This window comes from Sphingomonas sp. (genome assembly GCF_025353885.1).
Lineage (GTDB): Bacteria > Pseudomonadota > Alphaproteobacteria > Sphingomonadales > Sphingomonadaceae > Sphingomonas_O.
The window spans coordinates 1-3,881 of record NZ_JANXNX010000015.1; the positions used below are offsets into that span (position 1 = coordinate 1).

A 3,881-nucleotide genomic window follows, 5' to 3' on the forward strand; every position below is an offset into this window, starting at 1 on the left:
CTATACGGTTGTCGGAATGGGAACCGGGCTGGCTGGTATTTGCCGCCCGCTCCAGCACGTGGCAACGTAGGCCACCCAAGGAGCCGTCCGTTTGAAAATCGCCACCTATAATGTCAACGGGATCAAGGCCCGCCTGCCGCGCCTGCTGGAATGGCTCGACGAGACCAAGCCCGATGTCGCCTGCCTGCAAGAGCTGAAATCGAGCGACGAAACCTTTCCCGAAGCCGACATCCGTGCCGCCGGTTACGGGGCGATCTGGCATGGGCAAAAGGGGTTCAACGGGGTCGCGATCCTGGCGCGGGGCGATGATCCGGTCGAGCGACTGCGCGGATTGCCCGACGATCCCGACGACACGCACAGCCGCTATCTGGAGGCAGAGGTCGAGGGCGTGGTCATCGCCTCGATCTATCTGCCCAATGGCAATCCGCAGCCGGGTCCCAAGTTCGACTATAAGCTGAAATGGTTCGACCGGCTGGCGGCGCGGGCGGCGGTGCTGCTCGAACAGGAGCTGCCGACCGTGCTGGCGGGCGACTACAACGTGGTGCCGACCGACGACGATATCTGGGCGCCGCGCGGGTTGCAGGGCGATGCGCTGGTCCAGCCCGAAAGCCGCGCGGCGTTCCGGCGCTTTGCGGCGCAGGGGTGGACCGACGCGCTGGACGCGCGCCATCCCAACGAGAAAATGTGGACGTTCTGGGATTATCAGATGAACGCTTGGCCCCGCGATGCCGGGTTCCGGATCGACCATCTGATGCTGAGCGCGGAGGCCGCCGACCGGCTAATCGATGCCGGGGTCGATCGTGACTATCGCGGGCGGGAGAAAGCCAGCGATCACGCGCCGACCTGGATCACGCTGCGCTGAGTATCAGAGCGGTTTCTGGTAGATCGTATAAACCTTGTTGATGACGCCATCGATGGCCTCGCCGACCGACCGCATGGGGGTGTTGTCGTCCAGCACCCAGCCGAATTCGCCGCGGGTCGATCCGTATTTGCTGACCGCGTCCCGGCGGATGAATTCGACCAGCATAAACGCCAGTTGGCTGGCGAGGCGGGTCGCCTGATATTCTTTCAGGACGCCCATCAACGGCACGCGCATGGTGCGGACTTTCGGCGCACGCAGCCACCAGAGCAGCTTGATCCAGTTGAACGGGAACAGCGATCCGCCATAGCCGCGCAGTTTCTCGTTGATGTCCGGCAGCGTCATCATGAAGGCGACGGGCTTGCCCTCGACCTCGGCGATGCGGATCAGATCCTCGTAGACGATGTCCTTCAGCTTTTTGCCGACATAGGCGATTTCGGAGTCGGTGAGGGGGACAAAGCCCCAGTTCTGGCTCCAGGCGTCGTTCAGGATGTTGAGGATCAGCGCGGCTTCGGACGCGAACTTGCTCTTGTCGACGCGGCGGATGACGATGCGCGGGTTCCGTTCGCCCGACGCGACGATGCGCTGGACCAGCGGCGGGAATTCGCGGGTGATGGTGATCTCATAGGTCAGCAGCGTCTTGACCGGCGCATAGCCCGCGCCCTCGACCCAGGCCGGATAGGCCGGGCTGTTGTGGCCCATCATCACCGTGGGGGCGTGGTCGAATCCAGTCGTCAGCAACCCCGGCTCGTCCCAGATCGACAGCGACAGGGGGGCAAGGACGCGCTTCATGCCCTTCGCGCGCAGCCAGTCCTCGGCGCGGGCGATCAGCGCTGAAGCAACATCCTGCGTCTCTGCCTCCAGCAGCCCCCAGTTGCCGGTGCCGGGCCCCATGCCCTGTTCGACGGGCTGTTTCAGCGCCAGAAAGTCGATGTGTGCCGAGATGCGCCCGACGACGACGCCACCGGCTTCGGCCAGGAACAGTTGCGCCTCGCCATGTTCGAACCAGGGGTTCTTGCCCGGCGTGATCAGCCCGTGCACCTCGCCCTTCAGCGGCGGAACCCAGTGCGGATCGTTAGCGTAGAGGCGGAACGGCAGGTCGACGAACGCGTTGCGGTCGGACTTGGAGGAAACTTCGCGAATGGTGGGATGTGCCAAGATGCAGCGCCTTTGATCGGTTGCAGTTCACGTCCAGCCTTCGCTGGCCGGTGTCAAGTCAGGGCTGGAATCGCCACGGTGCTGCCACTATCTGGAATTACGGACATGATGATGAAAAGCGCACGCCTGCTCGATACCCGCGATGCCGCTCCGGCCGCGCCAACGCCGGTGCGCGTGCGGATTGCCGATGACATGGCGATGCTGCGCGCGGCGGCCGAGTTGACGCGCGATATCAGCGTCGCGCGCCCGGCGATCTTTTGGGGAGACCTGCTGGCGTCGGCGCTGCTCGGCTATGTGGCGCTGTTCGCGGCGGTCACGGTTGCGCCGGTCGGCTGGGCGATGCTGGCTGCGGTCGTATCGGTGCTGGCTCTGTACCGCGCGGGCAGCTTCATCCACGAACTGACGCACATGAAACACGCAACGGTGCCGGGCTTTCGGATCGGCTGGAATCTACTGGTCGGCATCCCGCTGCTGGTGCCGTCGTTTCTGTATGAGGGCGTTCACACTCTGCATCACGCGCGCACGCGCTATGGCACGACCGACGATCCCGAATATCTGCCGCTGGCGCTGATGAAACCCCATTCGCTGCCGTTGTTCGTCGTCGCCGCGCTGCTGGCGCCGGTCGCGCTGCTGTTCCGGTTTGCCGTGCTGGCACCGCTCGGGCTGGCCCTGCCCACACTGCGTGAAAAGATCGTCGCGCAATATTCGGGCCTTGCGATCAACCCGAAGTTCCGCCGCCGCGCACCTGAGGGAGAGGCCCGGGCGCTGTGGCTCTGGAGCGAGACGGGGGCGAGCCTGTGGGCGATCACGCTGATCACACTGGTGGCGACCGGGACCGTCCCGTTGCGCGGTTTCCTGATTTTCCTGGGCGTCGTGTCGGGGGTTGCCGTGCTGAACCAGGTGCGGACGCTGGTCGCGCATTTGTGGGAGAATGACGGCGAGGCGATGACCGTGACCGCGCAATATCTGGACACCGTCAACGTGCCACCGCCGACGCTGCTGCCCGCATTATGGGCACCGGTCGGACTGCGCTATCACGCGCTGCACCATCTGTTGCCGGGGCTGCCCTATCACGCGCTGGGTGAGGCGCACCGGCGGATCACCGCCGCCGTGGGAGAAGGCTCGCCTTATCACAAGGCCAGCTATGCCGGGCTGCCGGGGCTGGTCCACAGCCTGATGCGGAGCACGATGCGGCGGGGGGTATGACGCGTTAGCCGCGAAATCGAGCGCGGACTGGTGGCCTGGAACGGTGGGCGTGGGGCCGGTTTAGGCCGTCCGCGTCGACAATCATCGAAAAGCGTTGGTTTCAGCCATAGCGCATGGCGGCCGGGATTCCGGAACGTCGGCTTCTGCAACGTTAGACGCGTGAGCAGCCATTCGAGATGAACCCGAGGCGCTCCAAGACAGTGGCCAATTCGGCGAAACCATCGGTCCGATGTGCCGGGATACCCAGTGCGTTAGCGGCACGAACATTAGTCGCGGAGTCGTCGAAAAAGACAATCTCGTTGAAGGACACGTTCAATTCCTTCGCTACGAATTGAAAGCTAGCTGTGTCGGGCTTCACCGCCTGCATGATGTGCGAAGAGAAAGCGTGGTGAGCCCAACCAAGCACTGGCAACAGCTTCGCCCAATGCAAATCATTGCAGTTGCTCAGAAATGCGACTGTATAGCTTTTGCGGAGTTCGGCTAGGAGAGGCTCCACTCCCGGATACGGTCCCTTTGGAAAACTAGAGAAGCGCTCGCCAAATTGCGTCGGGCTGATCGCCAACTGCCATTCTTGGATAAACGATTGGCAAAAGTTTTGGATATCAATTCCTCCACGTTCGTAAGCGCGAACAGACGGCGACGCCAGCCAACGTTCGCG

At 63.4% G+C, this 3,881-nt stretch carries 4 protein-coding genes; 2 read left to right on the plus strand and 2 right to left on the minus strand.

The features are described from left to right. Window positions 1–91 precede the first annotated feature (91 nt). Window positions 92–862: an exodeoxyribonuclease III gene (locus Q0R02_RS02030; protein WP_293880354.1), complete on the plus strand. Its 771-nt coding sequence runs from the start codon at window positions 92–94 to the stop codon at window positions 860–862. Window positions 863–865: 3 nt separating this feature from the next. On the opposite strand, the gene Q0R02_RS02035 is transcribed toward Q0R02_RS02030, so the two are convergent. Continuing rightward, window positions 866–2,017, minus strand: coding sequence for an N-acetyltransferase (locus tag Q0R02_RS02035; protein WP_293880356.1), 1,152 nt, complete (start codon window positions 2,015–2,017; stop codon window positions 866–868). Window positions 2,018–2,128: 111 nt separating this feature from the next. Here Q0R02_RS02035 and Q0R02_RS02040 point away from each other — a divergent pair, with 111 nt between their 5' ends. Further along, window positions 2,129–3,223, plus strand: a complete 1,095-nt coding sequence (locus Q0R02_RS02040) for a fatty acid desaturase (RefSeq protein ID WP_293880360.1) — start codon at window positions 2,129–2,131, stop codon at window positions 3,221–3,223. Window positions 3,224–3,374: 151 nt separating this feature from the next. Here the strand turns inward: Q0R02_RS02040 and Q0R02_RS02045 are convergent. Next, window positions 3,375–3,881, minus strand: a 507-nt coding sequence (locus Q0R02_RS02045) for an HAD family hydrolase (protein ID WP_293880358.1), incomplete at its 5' end; no start/stop codon positions are given.

Coding starts and splice junctions, on each gene's coding strand:
- Q0R02_RS02040 (WP_293880360.1), top strand. CDS start 2,129: ATGAAAAGCGCACGCCTGCTCGATACCCGCGATGCCGCTCCGGCCGCG.